23 protein-coding genes and 3 pseudogenes are annotated in these 21,891 nt (G+C 65.0%); 11 read left to right on the plus strand and 15 right to left on the minus strand.

Features of this window, described 5'->3' with window-relative positions; all coding sequences use genetic code 11:
- Nucleotides 1–115: 115 nt before the first annotated feature.
- The 4 genes from rtcA to GO999_RS15685 form a co-directional block, all read right to left on the minus strand.
- Nucleotides 116–1,159, minus strand: coding sequence for an RNA 3'-terminal phosphate cyclase (rtcA, locus tag GO999_RS15670; RefSeq protein ID WP_071011896.1), 1,044 nt, complete (start codon nucleotides 1,157–1,159; stop codon nucleotides 116–118).
- Between the two features lie 42 nt (nucleotides 1,160–1,201).
- On the minus strand, nucleotides 1,202–2,047 hold the full coding sequence (locus GO999_RS15675) for a nucleotidyltransferase domain-containing protein (protein ID WP_028852496.1): 846 nt from the start codon (nucleotides 2,045–2,047) through the stop codon (nucleotides 1,202–1,204).
- Between the two features lie 88 nt (nucleotides 2,048–2,135).
- A complete protein-coding gene (locus GO999_RS15680) occupies nucleotides 2,136–3,356 on the minus strand; it encodes an RtcB family protein (RefSeq protein ID WP_019717408.1) in 1,221 nt (406 codons plus the stop codon).
- On the minus strand, nucleotides 3,353–3,733 hold the full coding sequence (locus tag GO999_RS15685) for a zinc-ribbon domain-containing protein (protein ID WP_240924093.1): 381 nt from the start codon (nucleotides 3,731–3,733) through the stop codon (nucleotides 3,353–3,355). The genes GO999_RS15680 and GO999_RS15685 overlap by 4 nt, the downstream gene beginning before the upstream one ends.
- Before the next feature lie 268 nt (nucleotides 3,734–4,001).
- Here GO999_RS15685 and rtcR point away from each other — a divergent pair, with 268 nt between their 5' ends.
- Nucleotides 4,002–5,609, plus strand: a complete 1,608-nt coding sequence (rtcR, locus tag GO999_RS15690) for an RNA repair transcriptional activator RtcR (RefSeq protein ID WP_165591652.1) — start codon at nucleotides 4,002–4,004, stop codon at nucleotides 5,607–5,609.
- A gap of 45 nt (nucleotides 5,610–5,654) precedes the next feature.
- On the opposite strand, the gene GO999_RS15695 is transcribed toward rtcR, so the two are convergent.
- A complete protein-coding gene (locus tag GO999_RS15695) occupies nucleotides 5,655–6,566 on the minus strand; it encodes a patatin-like phospholipase family protein (RefSeq protein WP_019717404.1) in 912 nt (303 codons plus the stop codon).
- Between the two features lie 152 nt (nucleotides 6,567–6,718).
- Between GO999_RS15695 and GO999_RS15700 the strand changes: the two genes are divergently transcribed.
- Entirely contained in the window at nucleotides 6,719–7,189 is a 471-nt protein-coding gene (locus tag GO999_RS15700; protein ID WP_021155918.1) for a cupin domain-containing protein, read from the plus strand.
- 33 nt (nucleotides 7,190–7,222) lie between these two features.
- On the opposite strand, the gene GO999_RS15705 is transcribed toward GO999_RS15700, so the two are convergent.
- The 4 genes and pseudogenes from GO999_RS15705 to GO999_RS15720 all read right to left on the minus strand — a co-directional run bounded on the left by GO999_RS15705 (nucleotide 7,223) and on the right by GO999_RS15720 (nucleotide 10,349).
- Nucleotides 7,223–7,582: an acylphosphatase gene (locus GO999_RS15705; RefSeq protein WP_197343392.1), complete on the minus strand. Its 360-nt coding sequence runs from the start codon at nucleotides 7,580–7,582 to the stop codon at nucleotides 7,223–7,225.
- A gap of 112 nt (nucleotides 7,583–7,694) precedes the next feature.
- A complete protein-coding gene (locus tag GO999_RS15710; protein ID WP_011000185.1) occupies nucleotides 7,695–8,138 on the minus strand; it encodes a DUF4430 domain-containing protein in 444 nt (147 codons plus the stop codon).
- Between the two features lie 463 nt (nucleotides 8,139–8,601).
- Nucleotides 8,602–9,165: pseudogene (locus tag GO999_RS15715) on the minus strand (aldo/keto reductase); the annotation flags it as partial.
- Nucleotides 9,162–10,349 (minus strand): multidrug effflux MFS transporter, encoded by a 1,188-nt coding sequence (locus tag GO999_RS15720; RefSeq protein ID WP_211906793.1) that lies wholly within the window; start codon nucleotides 10,347–10,349, stop codon nucleotides 9,162–9,164. The pseudogene GO999_RS15715 and the gene GO999_RS15720, both read right to left, overlap by 4 nt.
- Before the next feature lie 435 nt (nucleotides 10,350–10,784).
- On the opposite strand from GO999_RS15720, the gene GO999_RS15725 reads away from it, so the two are divergent.
- A complete protein-coding gene (locus GO999_RS15725) occupies nucleotides 10,785–11,612 on the plus strand; it encodes an SDR family oxidoreductase (protein ID WP_011000182.1) in 828 nt (275 codons plus the stop codon).
- A 75-nt stretch (nucleotides 11,613–11,687) separates the two neighbouring features.
- Here GO999_RS15725 and GO999_RS15730 read toward each other — a convergent pair whose 3' ends face one another.
- Nucleotides 11,688–12,554 carry a LysR family transcriptional regulator gene (locus GO999_RS15730; RefSeq protein WP_058908325.1) on the minus strand — a complete coding sequence of 289 codons (867 nt, stop codon included), beginning with the start codon at nucleotides 12,552–12,554 and terminating at the stop codon, nucleotides 11,688–11,690.
- Nucleotides 12,555–12,624: 70 nt separating this feature from the next.
- Here GO999_RS15730 and GO999_RS15735 point away from each other — a divergent pair, with 70 nt between their 5' ends.
- From GO999_RS15735 to GO999_RS15745, 3 genes are all read left to right on the plus strand, one after another.
- Nucleotides 12,625–13,359, plus strand: coding sequence for a glutamine amidotransferase (locus tag GO999_RS15735; protein ID WP_249215039.1), 735 nt, complete (start codon nucleotides 12,625–12,627; stop codon nucleotides 13,357–13,359).
- A gap of 40 nt (nucleotides 13,360–13,399) precedes the next feature.
- Nucleotides 13,400–14,089 carry an aspartate/glutamate racemase family protein gene (locus tag GO999_RS15740; protein WP_111374978.1) on the plus strand — a complete coding sequence of 230 codons (690 nt, stop codon included), beginning with the start codon at nucleotides 13,400–13,402 and terminating at the stop codon, nucleotides 14,087–14,089.
- A 266-nt stretch (nucleotides 14,090–14,355) separates the two neighbouring features.
- Nucleotides 14,356–14,937 (plus strand): hypothetical protein, encoded by a 582-nt coding sequence (locus GO999_RS15745; RefSeq protein WP_211906380.1) that lies wholly within the window; start codon nucleotides 14,356–14,358, stop codon nucleotides 14,935–14,937.
- A gap of 167 nt (nucleotides 14,938–15,104) precedes the next feature.
- Here the strand turns inward: GO999_RS15745 and GO999_RS15750 are convergent, their stop codons facing one another.
- Nucleotides 15,105–15,500 (minus strand): winged helix-turn-helix transcriptional regulator, encoded by a 396-nt coding sequence (locus GO999_RS15750; RefSeq protein ID WP_011000177.1) that lies wholly within the window; start codon nucleotides 15,498–15,500, stop codon nucleotides 15,105–15,107.
- A 93-nt stretch (nucleotides 15,501–15,593) separates the two neighbouring features.
- Between GO999_RS15750 and GO999_RS15755 the strand changes: the two genes are divergently transcribed.
- The 4 genes and pseudogenes from GO999_RS15755 to GO999_RS15765 all read left to right on the plus strand — a co-directional run.
- Nucleotides 15,594–16,007 (plus strand): DoxX family protein, encoded by a 414-nt coding sequence (locus GO999_RS15755; RefSeq protein WP_011000176.1) that lies wholly within the window; start codon nucleotides 15,594–15,596, stop codon nucleotides 16,005–16,007.
- Nucleotides 16,008–16,263: 256 nt separating this feature from the next.
- Nucleotides 16,264–16,410: pseudogene (locus GO999_RS25105) on the plus strand (3-oxoacyl-ACP reductase); the annotation flags it as partial.
- A gap of 5 nt (nucleotides 16,411–16,415) precedes the next feature.
- Nucleotides 16,416–16,559 carry a hypothetical protein gene (locus GO999_RS15760; RefSeq protein ID WP_020830935.1) on the plus strand — a complete coding sequence of 48 codons (144 nt, stop codon included), beginning with the start codon at nucleotides 16,416–16,418 and terminating at the stop codon, nucleotides 16,557–16,559.
- Nucleotides 16,560–16,604: 45 nt separating this feature from the next.
- Nucleotides 16,605–16,754 (plus strand): annotated as a pseudogene (locus GO999_RS15765) (AraC family transcriptional regulator); the annotation flags it as partial.
- A 78-nt stretch (nucleotides 16,755–16,832) separates the two neighbouring features.
- On the opposite strand, the gene GO999_RS15770 reads toward GO999_RS15765, so the two are convergent.
- Entirely contained in the window at nucleotides 16,833–18,059 is a 1,227-nt protein-coding gene (locus tag GO999_RS15770) for an MFS transporter (RefSeq protein ID WP_020830934.1), read from the minus strand.
- 61 nt (nucleotides 18,060–18,120) lie between these two features.
- Nucleotides 18,121–19,149, minus strand: coding sequence for an alpha/beta hydrolase (locus tag GO999_RS15775; protein WP_011000173.1), 1,029 nt, complete (start codon nucleotides 19,147–19,149; stop codon nucleotides 18,121–18,123).
- Nucleotides 19,150–19,370: 221 nt separating this feature from the next.
- Here GO999_RS15775 and GO999_RS15780 point away from each other — a divergent pair, with 221 nt between their 5' ends.
- Complete coding sequence (locus GO999_RS15780) at nucleotides 19,371–20,273, plus strand: LysR family transcriptional regulator (protein WP_011000172.1); 903 nt, start codon at nucleotides 19,371–19,373, stop codon at nucleotides 20,271–20,273.
- A gap of 381 nt (nucleotides 20,274–20,654) precedes the next feature.
- Here the strand turns inward: GO999_RS15780 and GO999_RS15785 are convergent, their stop codons facing one another.
- Both GO999_RS15785 and GO999_RS24780 read right to left on the minus strand, forming a co-directional pair.
- Nucleotides 20,655–20,846 carry a hypothetical protein gene (locus tag GO999_RS15785; protein WP_141638701.1) on the minus strand — a complete coding sequence of 64 codons (192 nt, stop codon included), beginning with the start codon at nucleotides 20,844–20,846 and terminating at the stop codon, nucleotides 20,655–20,657.
- A gap of 72 nt (nucleotides 20,847–20,918) precedes the next feature.
- Nucleotides 20,919–21,716 (minus strand): hypothetical protein, encoded by a 798-nt coding sequence (locus GO999_RS24780; protein WP_249215040.1) that lies wholly within the window; start codon nucleotides 21,714–21,716, stop codon nucleotides 20,919–20,921.
- Nucleotides 21,717–21,891 lie beyond the last annotated feature (175 nt).

Genomic DNA, 21,891 nt, shown 5'->3' on the forward strand with positions numbered 1-21,891 from the left:
CTTTCAGCCTCCACACCTGGCCCACGCTCTTTCGGGACATTCCGGCCGGCCCGGCATGCGAAGTGCGTGCCGGATCAAACAGCGCCGCCTCGAGCGACGCCATCGCCACACGTCGTCAGTTGACCTGCACCCGCACCACCGAGGCATCACGCTCCGCCTGCACGGTGATCTCGACCGGCAGGAACTTCTCGATCACCGCGATGTTGGTCGTCAGGTGCGGCGATGCGGTCACGGCGGTGAAGCAGCCCGCGCCGGCCAGCGCCATCGGCAGCACCAGCTGATCGGCGAGGTACTCGTCGACCGCGGCGGTGCTGTGCAGATAGCGCAGCGCAGCGCTCGCGACCCCGTGCGCCACCTGCTCGGCCGGCACGCCGCGCTCGCCGAAGCCGGTGAAGACTTCGGTCACGTGCTCATGCACGGCGTCGAGCACCAGCGCGTTGCCCGGCCCCTCGGCGGGCGACAGCTCGCGCACCGAGCCGACCACGCCGGGCACGTGCGCGGCCAGCGCCTCCAGTTCCCGGCGGGCCACGCCCGGCCGCACATTGGCGACGATCCCCTGGCCGCTCAGCTCGCGCAGCGCGCCGCGCTCGGTCAGGTGCAGCGCGCCGAGCCGGCCGGCGCACGGCGTGACCGTGGCCAGCACTTCGCCGCCGCCGGCCGGATAGAAGCCGTGACGCTTGAGCGCGAGCGTCTGCGTCACGCCCATGCGGGCCAGCAGCGGCTGCCATGCGCGGATCAGGAAATCGACCGGCGGCGCCGCGCGGTTGTGCGTGCCGCCGCTCACCGCCACGGTGCTCGGCGCATCGGCAAACCACAGCGCCGGCAGGACGGTCTGCAGCACCAGCGTGCAGCTGCCGGCTGTGCCGATCGCGAAGCGGTAGTCACCGCCGTGGATCGGCCCCGGCGCAAAGGCCAGCGCCTGCGACCCGGCCTCGGCGCCCTCTACTGTGGCGCCACTGACCTCCGCCGCGGCCTGCACCGCCGTCAGGTGCTGGCGCATCAGACCGGGCTTGGACCGGCCCGCGCGGATCCGCTCGATGCGAAAGGGGGTGCCGGTCAGCATCGACAGCGTCAATGCCGTGCGCAGGATCTGTCCGCCGCCCTCGCCTTGGGCACCATCGAGTTCGATGCAGGGCGCGGGTTGTAGTCGGTTGTTCATGACTTGTTTATTGTTGTTCGTTGCGCGCCCATGCCGGGCGCATCAGGAAGGATGGGTGTCCGCCGCCATCACGGTTGCATAGAGGAACGCATCCAGCGCCGCGGGGTCTCCGCCGCCTTGCCGGAAGTCCGCCGGCAGCGCCTGCGCGGCCAATGCCTGCTCGACAAAGGCGTGGATGCGCGGAAACCGGGCACCGTATTCCGCCTCGGAAGAGGCCATCTTGATGGCCAGCAGCCGATTGATTTCCTCGCGCAGCGGCGCGTCCGCCACCATGACGTCCGCCAGATCGGCGAAGCGCATGGGCGGCATGCCGCGCCCGGCGTCGATCCACTGGGCCGCCAGCAGCGGGCGCAGGACGTAGAGGTACTTCTTCAGGCGGACTGTCTCGCCCTGCAGGTAGCCGCGAAAGTTCTTGGCCGCCATCGACAGGTAGTGCCAGCGCCCCCTGCGCTCCGAGAAGAAGGTCGGGGCCAGCGCGCGCATGCGCTGTACCGCCGCCGGGTCTTCCCGGTAGACGATCGGCGAGGCCAGCCACTCCAGCAGCGTCGGATTGGAGCGGTGCATCAGCTGCAGCGCCTTGCGCAGCTCCCAGCCGCCCACATCCAGTTCATCGCTGATCGGCACCTCGATCACGTCGCGCTGCGGCTCGACGCTCAGGTACCAGGCCGGGCGATGCACGTAGACGAAGCGCACGTCGTAGTCGCTGTCGGGCGAGGCAAACCCCCAGCCCCGGCTGCCGGACTCGCAGGCAAACAGGACCCGGACATCGTGCCGCCGCTCGATGTCGGCGAGTTCGGACAGGACCCGCGCGCGGATGTCGGCGGAAACCGGATGGGCGTAGAGAAAAGACATTGCGTTCGAAACGTTCGGGTGATCGGCGTGCGGCATTGTGCCCGAGCCCGGCCGGATGGCGGGTCCCGGGCACGTCGGACAGCGGACGGCGCCTTCGCTTCGACGACGGCCTACCCCCGGCAGGCTACCCCTTCACGCACACCACCTGCCGCAGCGTATGGACGATCTCCACCAGGTCCGCCTGCGCGGCCATCACGGCGTCGATGTCCTTGTACGCCATCGGGATTTCGTCGATGACGTCGGCATCCTTGCGGCACTCCACGTGCGCGGTGGCACGAACCTGGTCATCCACCGTGTAGCGCTTCTTGGCCTGCGTGCGGCTCATGGTGCGGCCCGCGCCGTGGCTGCACGAGCAGAACGCTTCTTCGTTGCCCAGCCCGCGCACGATGAAGCTCTTGGCGCCCATCGAACCCGGAATGATGCCGAGCTGCCCCTTCTGTGCCGACACCGCGCCCTTGCGCGTCACCAACACCTCGTGGCCGAAGTGGGTCTCGCGCTGCACGTAGTTGTGGTGGCAGTTCACCGCCTCGACGTCCGCCGCGAACGGCTTGGCGATCACCTTGCGCGCGGCCGCGATCACGTTCTGCATCATCGTGGCGCGGTTGCGGCGCGCGTAGTCCTGCGCCCAGCCCACCGCCTCCACGTAGTCGTCAAAGTGCTCGCTGCCTTCCTCGAAATACGCCAGGTCGCGGTCCGGCAGGTTGGCGATATGCTGCCGCATATCGGCCTGCGCCAGTTCAATGAACAGGTTGCCGATCGCATTGCCCACGCCGCGCGAACCGGAGTGCAGCATGAACCAGACGCGGTTCTCTTCATCCAGGCAGACCTCGATGAAGTGGTTGCCGGTACCGAGCGTTCCGAGGTGCTTGTGGTTGTTCGTCTTCCTGAGCCGCGGATACTTGTCGGTGATCCGCTGGAAGCCCTCGGCCAGTTCCGCCCACATCGCATCGACCGTGGCCGGCGGCGTGCTCCAGGCCCCCTTGTCGCGCGCGCCCGGCGTACGGCCGTGCGGCACCGCCGCCTCGATGGCGCTGCGCAGGCCGTGCAGGTTGTCCGGCAGGTCGGCCGCGGTGAGCGTGGTGCGCGCGGCCATCATGCCGCAGCCGATATCCACGCCGACGGCCGCCGGGATGATCGCGCCCCGCGTCGGGATCACGCTGCCGATGGTCGACCCCTTGCCTAGGTGCACGTCCGGCATCACCGCCAGGTGCTTGAAGATGAAGGGCATCTTCGCCGTGTTCATCAGTTGCTTGCGGGCGTCGTCTTCCACCGGCACGCCGTGGGTCCACAGCTTGATGTCGGCGCCGTGATCGACGTGGAGGGTGTCGTAACTGGTATTGCTCATGATGCTTTGATCGAGTTGTCTTTGTTGTTGTTCATGCGTGCGCCGCGGCGCTGTCGGCGGCAAGCCAGGCAGCGCACCGCGGTGGAATCGACATAGCCCTTGGCTTCTTCATACCACCACTTCTGCTGCGCGGCGGTCCAGACTTCCTGGCTTGCGCAATCGCGGCAGGTGAAAGGAAGATCGACGTAGTAGCCGCGCCTCGCGAACTCGGGCTCGCCGTAGCTGTTGCAAGGCGCCAGCCGCTGCCGGTCGACCGGCAGCGGCCGCAGGGCCGCGATGGTACCGGGGCCAGCGTCGCCCGGGCGGCCAGGGCGGCCTGCGCACGCCGGTCCCGGCGTCGCGCCATGATGGCGGCACGCTTTTGCTTTCCACTGCACATCGTGTGCCCCCGTCTGGTTCAGGCAACCCGAGATCACCGGTGGTGCCGGCTTGTGCCCGGCCTCTCGCGTTGTGTTGTCGATGCCACCTCTAGTGCAACGGGCGTGCCAGCCCGGCACCGCCTCCCTGCCGAACCGGAATCAATCCATTGATTCAAAAGGAAAAATGACTTTTCCCGAGCCGGAACTCCGGAGGCATCGATCCGTTATTTCGCCCAATTTTCCGATCCTGTAAGATCGCCACTTATCTATTTTTATAGCCACACTCATGCAAAAAACCGTGGCCATCGGCTTTGTCGGCACCGTGCTGGACTATGCCGGCAAGGGCACCCAGCGCTGGGAGCGCTGGCGCCCGTCCGTCGGGCTGTGTCAGCAGGAAGACCTGGTCATCCACCGGCTGGAATTGCTGCACGACGCGCGCAGCCGTGGCCTGTTCGAGCACCTGCGGGACGACATCGCCGCCGTCTCGCCGGAAACCGAGGTGCGCAGCGTCGAGATCGCGCTGCGCGATCCCTGGGATTTCGAGGAGGTCTACGGCATGCTGCACGACTTCGCCCGGGGCTACGCATTCGACACCGACGCCGAGGACTACCTGATCCACATCACCACGGGCACCCACGTCGCGCAGATCTGCTGGTTCCTGCTGGCCGAGGCGCGCTATCTGCCGGCCCGGCTGGTGCAGACCTCGCCGCCGCGCAAGAAGGCGCCGGGCAACATCGCGGGCAGCTATGCCCTGATCGATCTAGACCTGTCCCGCTACGACAGGATCGCCACGCGCTTCGCGCGCGAGCGCGAAGACACGGTGTCGCGGCTGAAGTCCGGCATTGCCACGCGCAACCCGGCGTTCAACCGCATGATCGAGCAGATCGAGCGCGTGGCATCGCGGTCGCGCTCGCCGATGCTGCTGTTCGGCCCGACCGGCGCCGGCAAGTCGTTCCTGGCGCGGCGCGTGTACGAGATGAAGAAGGCGCGCCACCAGCTGAGCGGCCGCTTTGTGGAGGTGAACTGCGCCACGCTGCGCGGCGACAGCGCGATGTCGGCGCTGTTCGGCCACGTCAAGGGCGCCTTCACCGGTGCGCAGACCGACCGCGCCGGGCTGCTACGCAGCGCGGACGGCGGCCTGCTGTTCCTGGATGAGATCGGGGAGCTCGGGCTGGACGAGCAGGCCATGCTGCTCAAGGCCATCGAAGAGAAGCGCTTCCTGCCGTTCGGCAGCGACCGCGAGGCGCAGAGCGATTTCCAGCTGATCGCGGGCACGGTGCGCGACCTGCGGCAATGGGTGTCCGAGGGACGCTTTCGCGAAGACCTGTTCGCGCGCATCAACCTGTGGACCTTCGATCTGCCCGGCCTGGCCCAGCGCCCGGAAGACATCGAGCCCAACCTCGATTACGAACTGGTCCGCTTTGCCCGCGAGCACGGCGAGCAGGTGCGCTTCCATACCGAGGCGCGGCGCGCTTACCTGCGGTTTGTCGCCTCGCCCCAGGCGCGCTGGAGCGGCAACTTCCGCGAGCTGTCGGCGTCGGTCACGCGCCTGGCCACGCTGGCCGAAGGCGGCCGCATCACCGAGGCCGGCGTGGAGGCGGAAATCGGCCGGCTGCGGCACGCCTGGTCCGGCGCCGAGGCGCCCGCCGGCGACGACACCCTCGCCGGGCTGCTGGGTGACGGCGCGGCCGCGCTCGATCGGTTCGACCGGATGCAGCTGGAGAGCGTCGTCCGGATCTGCCGGGAATCGGCATCGCTGTCGGATGCGGGGCGGCGGCTGTTCGATGTGTCGCGGCTGGAGAAAGCCAAGGTCAACGATGCGGACCGGCTGCGCAAGTACCTCGCCCGGTTCGGCCTGGACTGGCAGCAGGTGCGCGGCCAGGCGGCGAACTAGCGGCGCTGGCGCCGGCCTCGCCCGGTCGTCCGGCGGGCGCCGCGCTCACGGCGCCGGCATCGCGTGGAGATCGGCGCTGCAACCCGCGTGTCCGTCGTCGTGGTGATGGGGATAGAGCGCGCCGGGCACATTGCAGGCCGCCAGCCCGTCGGCTGCCAGCCATGCGGCGGTGGCCGCGGCGGCGCGATCGATCAGTTCGCCGCAGCGGGTGTAGTCGTAGGGCGAGACCTCGAGCGGGCACAGCGGCGGCACCACCGAGATGGGAATCGTCCCCGCCCAGTGCTCCAGGTCCTGCGCCAGCTGCCGCGCCACCAGCAGTGACAGCGCGTTGAGTGCATGCTCGATGGCGCTGCGCGGTTCGCGCCGGTCGGCGCAGGCAAACCCGGCGGGCAGCACCACCACGCGCGTCGCGCCCAGGCGAATGGCCGTCGAGATCGGGGTGTTGTTGGCGACCCCGCCGTCGATCAGCAGGCGGCCATCGACGCGCACCGGCGGAAACACGCCCGGAATCGCCGCGCTGGCCAGCACGGCCTGCACGATGCTGCCGGTGGACAGCACCACTTCGGCGCCGGTCTGCATATCGGTCGCGACCACGTGCAGCGGCAGCGGCGCCGCTTCCAGCCGCGCCTGTGCAAAATGCCGGTTCAGCAGCCGCTGCAGCCCGCCCGCATCGACCAGGTGCGTGCTGCGCCGGCCGAGCATGCCCAGCATCACGCGCCACGACCATGGCATCACCTCGGCACGCCGCACGCCGCGCCACAGCGCTTCGAGCCGCGCGGCGCCGTCCATATGCGGATGGCAGGCAAAGAACGCCGCATTGATGGCCCCCGCCGACGCGCCGACCACCATGTCGGGCATCACGCCGCTGGCCACCAGCTCGCGCAGCATGCCCGCCTCGATGGCGCCCAGGCTGCCGCCGCCGGCAAAGACGAAGGCCGTTCGTTCCGCTCGATCCATGGAGATGATGCGCCGCAGTACGCGCGATGCAGGATTGGCTCGAATTAGAGTACATCCCGCCGCCCACAACAGCCAGAAATCCGCCGCCGGCCCCGGTGCCAGCGCCTATGCTGGCATCAGCAACGCCATCCCACGCGCGCAAGGAGACCGCCATGCACGCCGAGCCCACGCCCGACTGGCGCGAACACGGAGTCCAGGTCATTCCGGGTTCGCAGCTCGACCTGAACACGCCGCAGACGCCCGGCATGACGCGTGCCGCGGCCATCACCCACGCGCGCACGGGCGCCAGCAAGCTGTGGGCGGGCGCGGTCACCATCGACGCCAATGCCAAGACAGGCGCCCACCATCACGGCGAACTGGAAAGCGTCATCTACGTGGTCAGCGGCCGGGCCCGCATGCGCTGGGGCAACCACCTGGAGTTCACCGCCGAAGCCGGGCCCGGCGACTTCATCTACGTGCCGCCCTTCGTGCCGCATCAAGAGATCAACGCGAGCCCGACCGAGACCCTCAGTTGCGTGATCGTGCGCAGCGGGCAGGAGCCCGTGGTCGTCAACCTGGACATCACGCCGGCCGAGCCGCCGCAGACGGTGTACTGGGTCGACCCCATCCATCCGCATCCGTGAGGCGGCACGGGCGCCCCGGCTCCGGCGCACGTCTCATAGGGTCGGCAGTTGCTCGAAGCGGTCGAAGCGCGGAAACGGCGCCGGCACCTCGATGACCTCCATGCCCTCGACCAGCGCGGCAGGCATGCCTTCGTCCAGCCACGCGCACATGGCCTCGAGCTGCAGCGGCGAGCCCTGCAGCATCGCCTCCACCGACGCGTCCATCCGGTTGCGGATCCAGCCGGTGACGCCCAGCGCCCGGGCGCGGCGCACGCAGGCCTCCCGATAGCCGATCCCCTGCACGCGGCCACGCACGCGCACCAGCCGGGTGACGAGCGCGGCGGCATCGGAAGCGGTACCCATGTCTGCGGTCATGCCGACACGATACGCCGCGATCGTCGGCGGGTGCCGCATATCCGCCGTCACCAAAACAATTGGGGGAACCGCATACCGGCTCCCCCAATGTCAGCGTCAGCGGCTTCCGATCGCCGGACCCGCCCGGTCGCGCCTCACGCGGCGCGGCACATCATGCCGGCTCCGGCAGCCGGGCACCGCTGCGCGCGGCGCGCCGCTCCTGGATGGCCTTCTGGCGGCTGTTCGCGGCGAGACTTTTCGAGGTGACCGTCTGATAGGTCAGCGTCACCGTCGCGCCTGGATTCGGGAAGGTCGTGTCGATGCCGCTCGGCGACGGCTGGCCGTTGACCGCGAGCTCCCAGTAGTGATCCGCATCGGCGTCGAAGGTGTTGATGCTTTCCAGCTCGTAGCCGAGATAGCCGGGATACTGCGCGCTCTGGCTGTATCCGTAGTATTCGAGCGTGTAGCTGAACGGGTCCGGCTGGCTGGCGCTCTGCGCGTTCACGAACGCCAGTTGCAGCAGCTGCTGGACGTTGATCTCGAACGCGAATCCGACCTGGTAGCTGAACAGCTGGTTGTTGCTGTCGTCGTATGCCGCGATGGTGATGGTGCTCATATCGTATCCCCCCTGCGTGTCCGGTCCGGACGGTCGAACGGTTGATGAGACGAGCCCCGGCCGTTTCAAGGGCCGCGCGCGCCCAGCCCTGGCCGCGACCGACACTGAGGTGTCCCAGACACGGACGGGGCTCATGGCGGAAGCCTTTTCGAGGCTAGGTGATGGGGGATGGGGCCGCAAATCCGAGGCGACCGGCAGCGTCAGACGTCCTTGCTCAGGCCTTGAGGCCGGGGCGCGCCGACGTCCCGGCGCGGCATCGCCGCCGCGAGCCGCTCGCCATCGACGATCGTTGCCCGGCTTGGGTCGCGGTTCTAGAGGCGGCCGGCGCGCCGCAGGCAGCGCGTCAGCACGACCGCCGGATGCGCAAGGAACACGCGGGTGGTATTGCGGGCAAGCGGCCCATTGGCACCCAGTCTCAGGACTCGGGTCATCGTTGTTTCCGGCAGCGGCCGGCGGCCCGGGCTCATGGGTCGATGAAACGCAGATGCGCGTCGGACAGGCGAGGTTGCCCAACCGGCGCGTTGGCCAGCGCGGCGTCGATCTCGCTCAGGTCGGCCGCATCCAGGCACACGTCGGCCGCCCCGAGGTTTTCCGCCAGGCGGGCCGCGCTGCGCGTGCCGGGAATCGGCACGATCCACGGCTTCTGCGCGAGCAGCCAGGCCAGTGCGATCTGCGCGAGCGTGGCGCCTTTGCGGTCAGCGATCGTCCGGATCCCGGCGAGCAACGCCTGGTTGGCCTGCATGGCCTCGGGCGTGAACCGGGGAAACGTGCTGCGCAGGTCGGTCGCGTCGAAGGCCGTGTCCGCGCGCACCTTGCCGGTCAGATAGCCCTGGCCGAGCGGGCTCCAGGGCACGAAGCCGATGCCCAGCGCCTCGCAGGTCTGCAGCACGCCGCCCTCGGGATCGCGCGTCCACAGCGAATACTCCGTCTGCAGCACGCTCACCGGATGCACCGCGTGGGCGCGGCGGATGGTGCGCGGACCCGCCTCCGACAAGCCGAAATGCCTGACCTTGCCTTCGGCCATCAGCCCGCCGCCGCTGGGGCCACGGGCATCGGCCGGCGCGCCGGCACGAGCAGGACGGCGGCCAGCGCACCGCCGCTCCCGCATGCCGCAATCACCAGCCCCATGGGGACGGGCGTGCCGTTGGCCAGCGCGCCGACCAGGGCCGAGCCGAGGATGCCGGTGCCGTACTGCGTGGCGCCGACCAGCGCGGAGACCGAGCCGGCAAACTGCGGGAAGGTGCCCAGGGCACCGGTCATCGCGTTGGCCACGATGAAGCCGGTGGTGGAGACGAACACGAAAAGCGGAATCACCAGGCCCATCAACCCGCCCCAGCCCATGCGGGCAGCCAGCGCGACAGCCGCGCCGGCCAGCGCGGCGGCAACAGCGCCGGCACGCATCAGGCGGTCGCCGCCGAAACGCCCGACGAGGTTCGCGTTGAGCAGGTTGGTGGCCATGATGCCCACGATCCCGAGCCCGAACAGCAGCCCATAGTGCTGGGCCGGGACGTGGTAGTCATCGATGTACGCGAACGGCGTTCCGGCGACATAGGCGTACATCCCGCCATAAAAGAAGCCGCCGACGCCGAGGTAGCCCAGCAACCGCGGATGCCGGAGCAGCACGCCGTAGCGCGCGAGCGTGCGATGCAGCGGCGCATCGTTGCGGCGGTGGGCCGGCAGGGTCTCGGGCAGCGTGCCGACCGCCGCCAGCGTGGCCAACCCCACGATCACCAGCGTCCAGAAAATCGCGCGCCACGACCACAGCTTCAGGATCAGGCCGCCGGCGCTCGGCCCCACCAGCGGCGCGATCGCCATCACCGTCATCAGCGTGGACATCATGCGCGCGGCACGCTCGCCCTCGTACAGATCGCGCACCATGGCGCGCGCCAGCACTACGCTGGCGCAAGCACCCGCGGCCTGCACCGCCCGCCATGCGATGAGGGCCGGGGCACTGGCGGCCAGCGCACAGCCGGCCGAGCCGCCGATGAACAGCAGCAGGCCCAGCGCAATCGGCAGCCGCCGGCCGATGCGGTCACCGATTGTGCCCCACAGCAGCTGCCCCAGGCTGAAGCCGACCAGATAGCCCGAGATGGTCCATTCGAGCGCACCGGCGCTCGCACCGAGGGTGGCCTGCATGGCCGGCATCGCCGGCAGGTACAGGTCGGTGGAGATGGAGGCGAAGGCCATCAGCAGGCTCAGGACGGCCAGCATCCAGAGACTGCGGTCTTGCGGGGGCGAGGCGGTGGGCTGCATGGCGTCCAGGGAGCGCGGGATGGCTCGGACTGTATGCGCCGCGCTGTCAACTGAATAGCCCAGCCTGGCTTTCTCCAGTGACAAGCCACAATTGATAATCCGGCATCGACGGACGCGCGCCATGCGAATCCACAAGCCGTGCACATCGGGCCGAAAAAAAACCGTCGGCAACGCCCCCTCATCGCAAGAGGCCATCCCGCAGTGCCCGATCATCAACTTGGGCTTGATGATGTTTCAAGCCCCGCGGCCCTAGGCCCACCTGCCGTCGCCGCCTAACATGACCGGATTGGCCAGCACCGCCGGCGCAGCGATCGGCCCACGCGTCCAAGGCCTGGCGCCGTGGCTGCCTTGCGCACATGATCGTTGGCCTCAACCGGCCGGACAGGAGAACCCATGAAGGATGTTGTCGTAGTGATCGGATCCGGCGCCATCGGCCAGGCGATCGCGAGGCGTGTGAGTACGGGCAAGCATGTGCTGCTCGCCGATCTGCGCGAAGAGAACGCAAACGCGGCCGCCAGGACGCTCAGCGACGCGGGTTTTGAAGTGAGCACCGCCTGTGTCGATGTTGCGCTGCGCGAGTCCGTACAGGCGTTGGCCGACACGGCCCAGGCCATCGGTCCCGTCACCGGCGTGATCCATGCCGCAGGGGTGTCGCCGACGCAGGCCTCCCCCGCCACCATCCTGAAGGTCGACCTCTATGGCACCGCGCTGGTGCTGGAAGCGTTCGGCAACGTGATTGCCCGCGGCGGCGCCGGCATCGTCATCGCCTCGCAATCCGGACACCGCCTGCCCGCGCTGACGCCGGAACAGGACAAGGCCCTGGCCCTGACACCGACCGACGCCCTGCTCGCGCTCCCCATGCTCCAGCCCGACCAGGTGACGGACCCGCTGCACGCCTACCAGCTTTCCAAGCGCGGGAACGCACTGCGGGTCATGGCCGAGGCCGTGCGCTGGGGCAAGCGCGGCGCGCGGGTCAACACCATCAGCCCCGGCATCATCATCACGCCGCTGGCGAACGACGAACTCTCCGGCCCGCGCGGCGCGGGATACCGCCGGATGATCGAACTGTGCGCCGCCGGACGCGCCGGCACCCCCGACGAGATCGGCAACCTCGGCGCACTGCTGATGGGGCCGGATGGGACGTTCATTACCGGCAGCGACTTCCTCATTGATGGGGGGGTGACTGCGGCTTATTGGTATGGGGAGTTGGGGGCGGGGTGATTGGGCGGTATCACGCATGACGTCCTGGCTCAGCTCGGGTATCGGCAGTTGGCTGAAGATTCGCGACTGCCCGACTCAGAACTCGAGAAGGTGCTGTCGAAGCGCATCCACCGCCGCAAAGTCATGATCCGGCTGCCATACGAGATGCGTTTTGACCTCGGCATACCTGGGTGGCAGAGGGAGCAGCTGTAGCTGAGGCTCCGCATGCACGGCCTTCAGCACGGATCTTGGCATGATGCCAATGCCCGTTCCGGCGGCCACGCAGGCCACAATCGCGTGATATGACGCCAGCTCCAGGATCCGGGCAGGCGCAATGCCGTTGCTTGCCAGCCATTCCTCAAAGATGCGCCGGTACGAGCAGCCCGCCGAGAAGGCGACCACGGTGCAACGCTGCAGATGATCGTGGCTCAAGACATGGGTGGCGGTCAGTGGCGCAATCAGCACCAACACCTCATCGAACGCCTCCTGCGTTGCCAGCCCAGGAGCATGGAACGGCTCAGAGATGAGCGCCGCGTCAACCTCGTATCGCTGAACCATGTCGAGCAGCTTCGCTGATGAGCCTGTCACCAGCTCGATGAGCACGTCAGGGTAGCGCCGGTGAAATTGAGACAGCACGGGCGGCAATCGAGCGGCAGCGGTGCTTTCCAGCGTGCCCAGCTTCAATGTCCCTTGCGGGGCACGAACCAGCATGGCGGATTCCGCTTCTGCCGAGAGGCGGAGAAGCCTTTCGGCGTAGCCCCGCAGCCGTTCCCCGTCTGCGGAGAGCGTCAGCCGATTCCCGTGCCTCAGAAACAGCTTCACGCCAAGGCGCTCTTCCAGATTCTTGACGCGCGTGGTGACGTTCGACTGCACGCGGTTCAGCTGCCTGGCGGCCTGGGTGATGCTCCCGAGATCTGCGACCGACTTGAAGAACAGCAGGGATTCAAGATCAAGCTTTCTCATTTTGTGAATCCACCATCTCAACTATTAATTTTTCGTAATATCACGCCGCATCTAAAGTGAACAGCTTTGTTTGACTGCCCCCTCGCTCGTGACCGTTAGACCACTGCTGCTGATTCAAGCGGGTACGCCACCCGATGCCATTCGCGCGCAAGTCGGAGACCTGCCGCGATGGTTCGGCGCGGCCATGGATCGAGATTCGCAAGCATTTGAGATCGTCAGGGTCTTTGAAGGGGCGCCGCTTCCCGAACCCGACGTGCACCGGGCCGCGATCATCACCGGCTCATGGTCGATGGTCACCGACCTGCACGCTTGGAGCGAAGCCACCGCCGACTGGATCCGGCGAGCCGTGGCGATCAATACACCTGTGTTTGGCGTTTGCTACGGGCACCAGCTGATGGCGCACGCATTGGGCGGCAAGGTCGGCTATCACCCGCGTGGTCGGGAGATGGGCTGCATGGACATCGAGCGGCTGCCCTTGGCGCAGACGGAGCCCTTGCTTGCCGGCGCCCCACAGCGATTCAAGGCGCATCTAACTCACCTGCAGACCGTCGTGCAGTTGCCTGCCGGCGCAGAGGTTTTAGCCCGCTCGGCCCATGATCCACATCAAGTCGTGCGTTACAGCCCAACAGCGATTTCGACGCAGTTCCACCCAGAGTTCACGCCGGCAATTTCGTCGGCATGTATCAGCACACGCAGGCATGTGCTGCGCGAGGAAGGACTCGACCCCACGGCAATGCTGAGCCAGCTGGACGACACGCCAACCCCCTTGCTGATGCTCAGGCGGTTTGTTGAGGCTTACGCCTGAGTGAGTGGCAGCAGCGTTCGTCACAGAAAGGAGTGTTCCAATGAAAAAGCTTGGCCTGATCGGCGGCATCGGCCCCGAATCAACCGTTGCGTACTACCGCAAGATCATCCATGGCGTGCAGGAAAAAGCCGGACGGGAAAACCTGCCGCGCCTGTCCATCGAAAGCCTCAGTGCGTTCACCGTCTTCAATCTTTGCCGGGCAAAGCAGTTCGATCAGTTGGCTGAATACGTGCTGGGCGCACTGCGCAGCCTGGCCGCCGGAGGTGCAGACATTGCCGCCTTGACCGGAAACACCCCGAACATCGTGATGGACCGGGTGCGCCCGATGTCGCCCATTCCAATCGTGAGCGCTATCGAGGCAACGTGCGCGGAAGCGCAGCGGCGCGGAGTGCGGCGCGTTGGCTTGCTCGGCACGGTCTTCACCATGACCAACACCTTTTTCAAGGCGCCCTTTGAGGATCGTTCGATCCAGGTGGTTGTCCCTGATGACGCTCAGATTGCTCAGATACAGCACAAGATCGAATCGGAGCTGGAGCATGGCATCGTGACGGATGAAACCCGGGACGCGTTCATCGCCATCATCAAGGATCTCCAGACGCGTGAAGGCATCGACCAGGTAGCGCTGGCTTGTACGGAGCTGCCGTTGATTCTGAGCGACCAGACCAGTCCGGTGCCCTGCTTGAACACGGTGGAGATTCACGTCCGGGCGTTGATAGACGCCGTTCTATGACCCACGCTGGGTAGTGAGCGTCGGTGACACACTCACTCAATCGCGATAACGTCGCCGCCGCCGCATCCGCACGCCCGCAGTGATGATGTCTTGGGCATGATAGCGATCGGCTGCGAGGGTGTTTGGACGACGGGGCGCCGCTTGCGCATTCGCCCCATCGGGTCGATCACGCCGCGTTGTACGATGTGGAGACCACACCGCTTTCCGTTCGAGTCCAATCCCCCTTCCGCCGTATCGCTTGCAGTCGATCACATCAACGCGAACCCATGAAGCTCAACCGGATTCTGCTGATCGCCAGTGCTGTTGCATTGGTTGCGTTGCCCATGGCGACGCTGGCTTTCATCAAGCCGCTGCGAGTCATTGCGCCGTCGCTCGTGCCGGGCATCGCCTGCCCGCGCCCCGGCATCTGCACCGATGACGCTGCCCGCCTGGGCGATGCCGAACGTCTGTACCAGGAGGGCTACGCCAAGGCCGTCGATGCGGTCGGGCCGTTCAGCCACACACCGCGCATGGTGTTCTGCACGACGCCCGCATGTGCCGATGCGTTCGGCATCGGGCGGCGCGCGGCGGAAGCCGTGGGCAATCTGGGCCTCGTGGTCGCGCCGCGCGGGTGGACGTCCTTCTATGTGGCACACGAGCTGATCCACTACCGACAGGCGGAATCGCTGGGCAATCTCGCCGTGGCGACCAAGCCCGAGTGGCTGATCGAGGGCATGGCCTATGCGCTGAGTAGCGACCCGAGGCATCCCCTGGGCGAGCCCTTCGAACAATGGCGATCGCGCTTTGAAGCATGGCACGCGGGGCTCGGGGCACGCGGCTTATGGGAAGCGGCACGGGAGGTCCGCTGAGCCGAATCCCTCCTCGCGCGCAGTACGAGCGGCCACAACCCATCCCCCACAGCAACTGGCATGCGCATCAATTGAGACAAGGGCATCGACCTGACCGCGTGTCAGCCGTACCCTTAACATCATCTACGTGCCGAGGATCATCGACGTCAGACGGTGCCCCGCTATCGTCATGCTGCCTTCGGCTTGGATACCTTGGCTTTGCGCCCACGCGAAGTCGACTTTACCGGGATGCTTCGTCCGTACTCGCTCCACCAGGCCGTGAGCGCCTCCATCGTTGGCCCGAGCCCTCGGGCCTTCTGCGTGATCTCGTACTCGACCCGCGGGGGCACTTCCGCGAAGACCGTGCGCGACACCAAACCGTCCGCCTCCAGTTCACGAAGCTGCGCCGTCAGCATGTGCTGTGTGATGCCCGGGATTGCCTTCCTCAGTTCGCCGAAGCGATAGACCCGTTGGCTGAGCAACCACATGATTTCCAGCTTCCACTTGCCCGAGAGCAGAGCGAAAGCGCGCCGCATCTCGTCGTGCATGTTGATCTCTTCCTCGCCGTTAGTCTGTTTTTTCATACTAAGCGCCGTTTTTTCATCCTACTTGCGATGCTTCATCTTGGCCGACATCCTAGCGCCAAGTCGATTGAATTATTCGCAAAGGAGAACTCCATGGTTACGACCTACGCGTACTGGATCAGCACGGCGCTGTTGTCGCTGCTGTATCTGGCTTCCGTCTACATGTACGTGACAAAGCGGGACTACGTTATGCAGGCCCAGGCCCAGCTGGGCTACTCCGCCGCGCATCTGGTGCCATTCATGATTGTCGTGAAGATCCTTGGACCTGCCGCGATCCTCTCGCGGTTCAGTGTCCCGCTCAGCGATCTCGCGTATGCCGGGCTCTTCTATCACCTCATCTTGTCCGGCATGGCGCACCTCGGTGTGCGCAATCCCAAGGCCGCTCTGCCTGCGGCCGTGGGCCTGGTGCTCCTCGTCACCTCCTTCGTCACGCAAAACGCTGCGCGTGAGGTTCCGTCACCCTATGCGCCGAGCCCGGCGCAGTCAATCCAGCAACCCCTCAGTTGAACGGAGAGATTCATGAGCCGACTTAACGGAAAGTCGCCATCGTCACGGGCACCGGTCGGGGCATCGGCCGCGCCACCGCGAAGCTGTTCGCAGAGGAAGGCGCGGTGGAATCGGTCGTAGGCGCTTACGGCGGCATCGACATCCTCGTGAACAACGCCTTCGATCCCACTGCGCCCGTCTCGTCCATCATTGATCTCTCGGTGGAGAGCCGTTACATCGCAATTTCGAGGTCGCTCCCATTGCCTATCTGCGCACCATGCTGGCTTGCTATCCTCACCTGAAAGCCAGCGGCGAGGGCCGAATCATCCATGTTGGCTCGACGGCAGGCGTCGTCGGCCTCACGGATTACGGCCCTGACAACATGGCGAAAGAGGCTGTCCGCGCTCTGACGCGCACCGCAGCGAAAGAATGGGCACCGACAAGATCACCGAGAACAATGTCTTGCCTATCGCTGAAACCTGGGGCAAGGGCGTCAGCGTGCCGGCGCCGACCAACCCGCTCGGCCGCACGGGGCGCAGCAGAAGCACCGGTGGCCAGAAACGGGACCCATAGCGCAATCAGGATGCATCCGCGCAGCATCAGTCGCTGCATGGCTCACACCTGGATGCGGCCAGCGCGGCGTTCAAGGTTGGGGACGAAAGCCCCTCTCAGTTCAGCCGGGAGTACAGCCGCATGTTTGGCGCGCCGCCCAAGCGCGACATTGCGGGGTTACGCCAGCAAGCGCATACAACAGCCGCTAGCAGGTGACACTCAACATCCAACCTGTTGCGCGCTCGGGGCAAACTCCAGGTTTGACGAGCGAATCTACGGCACGTGAGCAGCACGTCAAGCGACGGCTGCGCCGGCCCGAACCGTTCGCGTGCCCGCACGTGCGGCCAGTATGGCAAGCACCGCTGCCGCGACCAGCACAGCCGCACTCATGCCAAAGGTCGCGCGGTAGCCGCCCGCGTCGAACATTGCGCCGCCGCCGGCTGCGCCCAACGTGATCGCCAGCTGGATGATCGCCACCATGAGTCCGCCGCCGGTCTCCGCGTCTTGCGGCAGTGTTCTAGCCAGCCATGTCCACCAGCCGACCGGAGCAGCGGTCGCGACCAGCCCCCAAATGGCGAGAAGGATCGTGGAGGCGGCCAGTGAGCCACCGAACGACGCAAGCGCCAGTGCAATCCCTGCCATCAACACCGGAATGACGACCAGCGTCCGGTAGAGGCCGTCTTTTAGAAACGTGCCAATCACGGCGGTCCCCACGAAACCCGCCACGCCGATGACAAGCAACACGAACGAGAGTGTGGAAGCCCTGGTGTTGGTCACCGTTTCAAGAAAGGGCCGCAGGTAGGTGAACAGCATGAACTGGCCCATGAAGAAGAGGCCAACCGCCGCCATGCCCAACGCCACCGCAGGCCGCCTCAACAGCGTGAAGACATCACCGGCGGCGCCAGGGCTGCTGTCAGCTTTCAGCGCGGGCAGGGTCATCCATTGCCAGACCAGCGCGATCGTCGCCACAGGCACGATGCAGAAAAACGCACCGCGCCAGCCAACGACGGCGCCAAGCAAGCTGCCAAGCGGCGCGGCCAACACCGTTGCGAGAGCGTTACCACCGTTGACGATCGCCAAAGCGTGCGGCACGTCATGATGCGGCACGAGCCGCATGGCCGTAGCTGCCGACATTGACCAGAAACCGCCAATGGCCACACCGATCAGTGCCCGACCGATGATGAATGTCCAGTAGTCGGGCGCCAGCGTGACCACTACACCGGAGACGACCGTCAACAGCGTCAACAGCAGAAGGAGCACTTTGCGATCGAGCCGGGCCGCCATCGCCGGGATGAACAGGCTGGTCAGCAAGGCAAACGCCCCGGAAACGGAGATAGCCTGCCCCGCTTGACCTTCAGTGAGATGAAGGCTCCCCGCGATGGGTGTCAGCAGACTCACCGGCATGAATTCCGATGCAACCAGGATGAATGCGGCAAGCGACAGCGCGAACACCGCGCCCCATGCTGGTCGCCCGCCGGAGACCTCCGCGTGATGCGGATCAGCGTGCGTGTGTCCTTCCATTTTCTGGATCGACCTCTTTGAACGTCAAGGATGACTTGAGTGGCGCCGGAATGCCTACCCGTTATCTCAGGTTGGCCCGAAAGAACGCGGTCAGCTTGTCGAAGGGAATCAGGCTGACGCGGTCGTACAGATCCACGTGACCCGCGCCACGAACAATGAATAGTTCCTTGGGTTCGGCGGCCAGGCGGTATGCCTCTTCGCTGAACTCCTTGGAGTGAGCCTGATCGCCCGTGATGAACAACACCGGACGCGGAGAAATCGTCTCGATGTCATTGAACGGGTAGAAGTTCATGAACTTCACGTTGCTGGTCAACGTCGGGTGCGTAGTCTGCTTCGGCGACGAGCCCTTGGGGGTGTATTCGCCGCGCGGCGTACGGTAGAAGTCAAAAAACTCGCGTTGGATCGGGTCGGTATCTGCGGTCAGTTCATGCACTGTGCCGCTGGTGTATTGCGTCTCACCGCCCGTGAACTCCACATAACGTTGCGCGGCGGCCTGCGCAATGATCGCCTTGCGCTGCTCGAGGGGCAGGGAATGGTGAAGCGCATTGCGGTTGGCAGCGCCCATGTCGTACATGCTGACCGTCGCGATGGCTTTCATGCGCGGATCGATCTTCGCTGCGCTGATGACGAAGCTGCCGCTGCCGCAGATGCCGAGAACGCCGATCCGCTCGCGGTCAACGAACGGCCGGGTGCCGAGAAAATCCACCGCGGCGCTGAAGTCCTCGGCATAGATGTCTGGCGACACGGCATTGCGTGGCCGGCCCTCACTCTCCCCCCAGAACGACAGATCCAGCGACAGCGTGACGAAACCCTGCTCGGCCAGCTTCTGGGCATACAGGTTCGAGCTCTGCTCTTTCACCGCGCCCATGGGATGCCCAACGATGATGGCGGGAGTCCTGGCGTTCGCATTCAAGCCGTTGGGAATGAAGAGATTCCCCGCGACAGTCATTTGGTATTGATTCTTGAAGGTGACCTTCCGCGCGGTCACCTTGCTGCTCTTGTAAAAGTTGTCTGCACCATTGGACATGTCTGCTCCCATTGCGGTGAATGAACTGATCAGCAGTCCCAGCAAAACGAAGAGTGTCTTCATTGGACGTTCCTTCATCGAGGTTGGCGGTCAGGGCCGCAATCGACCAGAAGCGGGACGGCAGGCGGGTGCGTAAAGGGGCGCAGATTGGCCCCGGCACGAGCACAGCGCCTGCTCGCTCTGACGCATCGACATTCTTGCGGAACGGGGTAAGCCTGATAAGCTAATGAATGCTTAATTGCTCTATAAGCAGAGCTAATCAATGTTCGATGGGACACTGAGCGATGCCCAGACACAACCTCAACGATCTGCTGGCGTTCGTGACAGTGGCGCGCGAAGGCAGCTTTACGCGGGCGGCAGCTAAGCTGGGCGTGACCCAATCGGCGCTCAGCCAAACGGTATCGGGCCTGGAAACACGGCTGAAGATCCGGCTCCTCACACGCACCACACGCAGCGTCTCACCCACCGCTGCCGGCGAACGTCTGCTCCAAGCCATCGGTCATCGCTTCGATGAGATCGAATCTGAACTGGAGGCATTGACGGAGCTGCGCGACAAGCCGGCCGGGACGGTGCGCATCACGTGTGGCGATCAGATCATTAGGACAACGCTGTTGCCCAAGCTGATGCCATTGCTACACGAATATCCCGACATCAAGCTGGAGCTCGACATCAACTACGGATTCCGAGACATCGTTGCTGACCGCTTCGACGCAGGGGTACGTTTCAGCGGCACGGTCGACAAGGACATGATCGCTGTACGCATCGGACCCGACATGCGCATGGCGGTGGTCGCTTCGCCTGCCTACTTCGCCAAGCACCCTGCGCCGAAAACCCCTCGCGATCTAGTGCATCACCAGTGCATCAACATTCGGTTTCCGACGTACGGGGGACTGGATGTCTGGGAGTTTGAGCGTCGTGGACGCAAGCTGAAGATCCGTGTCGACGGTCAGCTTGTCGTCAATACGACCCCCCATATTGCCGCGGCTGCGGTGGGCGGCTTGGGCGTGGCCTATCTGCCGGAGGATGAGTTTTGGCCCCACCTCGAAGAAGGACGCCTGGTGCGCGTACTGGAAGACTGGTGCCCGCCCTTCTCGGGCTATCACCTGTATTACCCAAGCCGTCGGCAGCCATCGCCCGCGTTTGCGCTCGTTCTCGACGCACTGCGTATGGGGCGTCAGGTGAAGTGAGATGGTCGACCAGACGATCTGATCTTCAAAGAGTCTGGCGGCTTTGCGGCTTTCAAGCCGCAACGAGCGATCCGCTTTGCGAAGCTGCTGTCCCCGCTGGCACGCCGACGCCGCCTACCCTGAACAGGGACACCGCTTCTTGGAGCGTTTTCGCTTGCGCTTCGAGCGATTGCGCCGCTGTAGCCACTTCTTCGACGAGCGCAGTACGAACGGCCACAACCCATCCCCCACAGCAACAGGCACGCGCATCTGACGGGGGAGCGGACGACCGCTGCGGCTCCTGGAGCCAAGCTGCGGGACCCGGACATTCATCCCTTTCGTCACTTCAAGGCAGCCGCAAGCGTTCCGCCCCGAATAAGGAAGCGCCATCCACTGCGGAAGTCACGGCATGTGTTTGGCGACGGCCACTTTGCACCCCGCCTGCCTGCGGCTCGCCATCACCTGCAGCCAGCCGAAGCCCTCGTCGAGCCAGCCGGCGATGCCGAGCGCCATTTGCACAGAAATCAAGCCAATCTGATGCGCCACAGTTCGGTCTGCCAACGCCGGCGTTGCCGAGCCGGTTTTCGCCCGCATCCGTGCATTTCCAAACGGGCTCGGGGAGCCCCCGGCGAATTCCAGATCACTCCCGCAGAGCCCGATTCGGCATCAGCCCGGCTCGATGGGCCAGAAGAGCAGATCGACCGCATCTTCAATATAGAAATTCAGCAAGCCTCGAACTGCCGCTGGATCGTCCCATTGATGGGGAAGCAGATAATAGTTGTAACCGTAAATAGGTGAAGCAGCCAAAACGCTGTGCTTACCCAGGCTCAAAAAATTCTTTGCGTGTACGATCGAGCTCCCCGTTCTCAAGCTGAAAAAATAGTTATCCGGCCCAACGCTTTGCACATCGATGTCAACGGAAAACTGCGGTGCTGAAATTGAGTAAACCAGATCGGTACCGAAATCCGCCTCGCCAATGGCTTGCCTGTCGTGCGTCTGTTCGTCGCTGAAGACCTGGTTCACGGTATACCCCATGCGCTCCAGCCGACGCGCAACCGCATCCGCAAGCTCTGCAGTAATGGTCGAGTTGGTCATTGCCGCATGCAGTGCTTTGATATATTTCGGCTTAGCACGCTTCAGATCCTCCACGTGCTCCCTCATCGGAATCAATGACTTTCTTACAGAAACATTGATATCCCGATCGGTCTTTGGCGCCAGAACCGTGACAGTCTTTAGACGATGCACCAACTCCAAATCACGGCGATTCCTTTCTTCAAAAATCTTCTGCTGATCCTGATAGCGAGCATAGCGCGCGCACCCGCTGACGAGGAATGAAAGCGCCGCGATCGACACCAACCTTCTATTTCTTTTGAAACCGGCATTCATTTTTTCAACTTCAAACATCTTTACTTTAAATATTTCATCAAAAAAAATTTCGAAATCGATCGCAATCCTTTGATTCATTGGGATGCGTAGCGTTTCAGACGCGAGCCTTGAGCATCTTCGTTGGTTAGTGTCGATGAGGGGGCGTCATTGATGACAACAATGGGGAAGGCTCCACCATTGTTTCGATCGCTCGTCGCAAGCACCTCGCAGCGAAAACTTGCCGTATTCAAGGTCAGCGTCCAACCAGGTCTGC

It is taken from the genome of Ralstonia nicotianae, assembly GCF_018243235.1.
GTDB lineage: Bacteria > Pseudomonadota > Gammaproteobacteria > Burkholderiales > Burkholderiaceae > Ralstonia > Ralstonia nicotianae.

Coding starts and splice junctions, on each gene's coding strand:
- rtcA (WP_071011896.1), bottom strand. CDS start 1,159: ATGAACAACCGACTACAACCCGCGCCCTGCATCGAACTCGATGGTGCC.
- GO999_RS15675 (WP_028852496.1), bottom strand. CDS start 2,047: ATGCCGCACGCCGATCACCCGAACGTTTCGAACGCAATGTCTTTTCTC.
- GO999_RS15680 (WP_019717408.1), bottom strand. CDS start 3,356: ATGAGCAATACCAGTTACGACACCCTCCACGTCGATCACGGCGCCGAC.
- rtcR (WP_165591652.1), top strand. CDS start 4,002: ATGCAAAAAACCGTGGCCATCGGCTTTGTCGGCACCGTGCTGGACTAT.
- GO999_RS15695 (WP_019717404.1), bottom strand. CDS start 6,566: ATGGATCGAGCGGAACGAACGGCCTTCGTCTTTGCCGGCGGCGGCAGC.
- GO999_RS15700 (WP_021155918.1), top strand. CDS start 6,719: ATGCACGCCGAGCCCACGCCCGACTGGCGCGAACACGGAGTCCAGGTC.
- GO999_RS15705 (WP_197343392.1), bottom strand. CDS start 7,582: ATGCGGCACCCGCCGACGATCGCGGCGTATCGTGTCGGCATGACCGCA.
- GO999_RS15710 (WP_011000185.1), bottom strand. CDS start 8,138: ATGAGCACCATCACCATCGCGGCATACGACGACAGCAACAACCAGCTG.
- GO999_RS15720 (WP_211906793.1), bottom strand. CDS start 10,349: ATGCTGGCCGTCCTGAGCCTGCTGATGGCCTTCGCCTCCATCTCCACC.
- GO999_RS15725 (WP_011000182.1), top strand. CDS start 10,785: ATGAAGGATGTTGTCGTAGTGATCGGATCCGGCGCCATCGGCCAGGCG.
- GO999_RS15730 (WP_058908325.1), bottom strand. CDS start 12,554: ATGAGAAAGCTTGATCTTGAATCCCTGCTGTTCTTCAAGTCGGTCGCA.
- GO999_RS15740 (WP_111374978.1), top strand. CDS start 13,400: ATGAAAAAGCTTGGCCTGATCGGCGGCATCGGCCCCGAATCAACCGTT.
- GO999_RS15745 (WP_211906380.1), top strand. CDS start 14,356: ATGAAGCTCAACCGGATTCTGCTGATCGCCAGTGCTGTTGCATTGGTT.
- GO999_RS15750 (WP_011000177.1), bottom strand. CDS start 15,500: ATGAAAAAACAGACTAACGGCGAGGAAGAGATCAACATGCACGACGAG.
- GO999_RS15755 (WP_011000176.1), top strand. CDS start 15,594: ATGGTTACGACCTACGCGTACTGGATCAGCACGGCGCTGTTGTCGCTG.
- GO999_RS15760 (WP_020830935.1), top strand. CDS start 16,416: ATGGGCACCGACAAGATCACCGAGAACAATGTCTTGCCTATCGCTGAA.
- GO999_RS15770 (WP_020830934.1), bottom strand. CDS start 18,059: ATGGAAGGACACACGCACGCTGATCCGCATCACGCGGAGGTCTCCGGC.
- GO999_RS15775 (WP_011000173.1), bottom strand. CDS start 19,149: ATGAAGACACTCTTCGTTTTGCTGGGACTGCTGATCAGTTCATTCACC.
- GO999_RS15780 (WP_011000172.1), top strand. CDS start 19,371: ATGCCCAGACACAACCTCAACGATCTGCTGGCGTTCGTGACAGTGGCG.
- GO999_RS15785 (WP_141638701.1), bottom strand. CDS start 20,846: ATGCGGGCGAAAACCGGCTCGGCAACGCCGGCGTTGGCAGACCGAACT.
- GO999_RS24780 (WP_249215040.1), bottom strand. CDS start 21,716: ATGAATCAAAGGATTGCGATCGATTTCGAAATTTTTTTTGATGAAATA.